The organism is Thermostichus sp. OS-CIW-29, from assembly GCF_054058195.1.
The window spans coordinates 1-2,771 of record NZ_JBSSAB010000066.1; the positions used below are offsets into that span (position 1 = coordinate 1).

A 2,771-nucleotide genomic window follows, 5' to 3' on the forward strand; every position below is an offset into this window, starting at 1 on the left:
GTCTACTATATCCCTCTCAATGACTTTTGCCAAACCGCCTAAAGCTCAGTAAATTCAGCAAAGTTCAGGGTTTTGGGGGTTAGAGGCATGCTCTTGCAGGGAGAAGGTAGAGATCAACCTCACTTCTCTTTGCTCATTACTCGCTTCTCTCTAGTTTCCGTCCCCTTGCGGGGAAAAGGTAGGGATCAACAATAAATAACCTAGATCCAGTCAGGCTAACCCGATTTGTTTCCGTCCCCTTGCGGGGAAAAGGTAGGGATCAACAGGATGAACAATCCTAGTTTTGGGCCAATCTTTGATTGGCTGTTTCCGTCCCCTTGCGGGGAAAAGGTAGGGATCAACGTATGCAATAGCAGGTGGAGCATTACCTGGAATGACCCCAGTTTCCGTCCCCTTGCGGGGAAAAGGTAGGGATCAACACCGAAAAGCTGGTGGAGAACATGTTCTCCTCGGCCCTAGTTTCCGTCCCCTTGCGGGGAAAAGGTAGGGATCAACATACACACCAAAAGGTCTGGAGTTCACGTTTAAAGATGGTTTCCGTCCCCTTGCGGGGAAAAGGTAGGGATCAACGATAACCTAAATGGATCGGGGTCAATCGGCGTGTGGGGAGTTTCCGTCCCCTTGCGGGGAAAAGGTAGGGATCGACCGGCGTTGGATTCTAACGCCGAACGAAACACTCGAGATGGCGTTTCCGTCCCCTTGCGGGGAAAAGGTAGGGATCAACGCTAAAGGTGCCCACCCCAGTAAAGGGCTGGTCTTTCTAGTCGTTTCCGTCCCCTTGCGGGGAAAAGGTAGGGATCAACTGCTTTCTGCCGTGAAGGGCAAATATTTTTCGAGACCGTTTCCGTCCCCTTGCGGGGAAAAGGTAGGGATCAACGATCTGACTGTGCCTCGCGCCCGCTATAACGCCCGCCGTTTCCGTCCCCTTGCGGGGAAAAGGTAGGGATCAACAGAGCGGGTACTGACACAGAGCGGATAGTTCGGGAGAAAAGTTTCCGTCCCCTTGCGGGGAAAAGGTAGGGATCAACGTCAAACAGTACCCCAGTGTGCTGCAGACCATACGGCCGTTTCCGTCCCCTTGCGGGGAAAAGGTAGGGATCAACAGCTTAGCTGTTCCATGTTCCCATAACCTAATCGAGGTATGTTTCCGTCCCCTTGCGGGGAAAAGGTAGGGATCAACTCGAGATCGAGGCGGAAAGCCCCTTCACCCGGATGTTGAGGGTTTCCGTCCCCTTGCGGGGAAAAGGTAGGGATCAACAAAAATCCACCTCGATATATTGAGGATAAAGTTATGCAACTAGGTTTCCGTCCCCTTGCGGGGAAAAGGTAGGGATCAACGGCGTTCTACCACAAGTGGAGCCAGTACGTCAATGGCAGTTTCCGTCCCCTTGCGGGGAAAAGGTAGGGATCAACCTACCGGTTGTTCACCGCGATTTGTCGGGACGTCTCTGCAGGTTTCCGTCCCCTTGCGGGGAAAAGGTAGGGATCAACATCATGTACTTTAAATGTATCCACCCTGCTCGCATGTCCCCGGTTTCCGTCCCCTTGCGGGGAAAAGGTAGGGATCAACGAAGAAGACTAGTCCCCCTCAAGCACCCAGGTTGCTTTATGTTTCCGTCCCCTTGCGGGGAAAAGGTAGGGATCAACTTACTAACAGGGGGATTCGTTATATCTATGGTAGCAAGCGGTTTCCGTCCCCTTGCGGGGAAAAGGTAGGGATCAACCCTACCCTCGGAAAAGCCTGAATTCATGAGGTTTTCAAGGTGCGTTCGCGAGGGAGTACGGAGATTCCTCGACACAGATGTTAACATTGTCCTCGCGGCCAAGCGCAAGCGGGGAAATTGAGCTTGCTACGGCCATTATGTCACGTTTTTGGGCCAATCGGGGCAAAAGATCTAAAGTTTCCCTTAAAATCTTGTGCCGGCAGAGTCAGCTAGAAATCGCAGGAGCCCCGCCCTCTGTCCGTAGGACGAGGGTCGGGAGGAATGCGGAAGTTATGATAGAACCATGACCCAAGTCCTGACCGTCTCCTGCAAGCTCAAGGTGTCCCAGTCGCAAGCCGCCAAATTGGACGCGACGATGGAGGCTTTTGGCCAAGCCTTGAACTGGGTCAACCAGAACACGCCGGAGAAAGTCGCCAACGCCGTTAAGCTCCAGTCTCTGTGCTACCGCGAAATCCGGGCCCGGTTCGGCTTGTCCAGTAACTTGGCCCAGCAGGTCTGCAGACGGCTGGCCGGCGCCCGTAAAGTTGCCCGACAGAAAAACCGCCCCGTCAAAGTGTTCAAGGGTGGCTTCGCTACCTACGATGCACGTATCTTTTCGTTCCGCGAGAAAGACTGGACGGTGTCGCTGACCACGGTGGAGGGTCGAGAGCGCTTTGAGCTGGCGATTGGCCGTTACCAGAGAGAACAGCTGACAGGCTCCAATCCAAAATCCGCCACTCTGGTCAAACGCAAAGATGGCTCCTACTTCATTCAAATCTGTGTGGAAGCGGAGCCATCCCCACCGCAACGCACGGGCAGAGTGTTGGGGGTGGATTTGGGCAGGACGGATATTGCTCATACATCGGAAGGAGATAACTGGAATGGACAGCAGCTGAACAAAGTCCGAGACCATTACTCGCGGTTGAGGGCGGTACTCCAACGCAAAGCCAGTAAGGGCACACGCAGTTCGCGACGCAGATGCCGTCAACTGCTGCAACGGCTGTCTGGCAAGGAGAGGCGCTTTCAGGCGTGGGTCAATCATCGCATCTCCAAAGCTATTGTCTCTAG

At 53.9% G+C, this 2,771-nt stretch carries 1 protein-coding gene and 1 CRISPR repeat array; the gene reads left to right on the forward strand.

Annotation, left to right across the window (positions count from 1 at the left end; all coding sequences use genetic code 11):
- The first annotated feature begins 153 nt into the window (after positions 1 to 153).
- Positions 154 to 1,724: a CRISPR direct-repeat array (repeat unit 37 nt; unit sequence GTTTCCGTCCCCTTGCGGGGAAAAGGTAGGGATCAAC).
- A gap of 283 nt (positions 1,725 to 2,007) precedes the next feature.
- Positions 2,008 to 2,771: transposase (locus ACVWZJ_RS14075; RefSeq protein WP_457396476.1), on the forward strand; the 764-nt coding region annotated here is incomplete at its 3' end.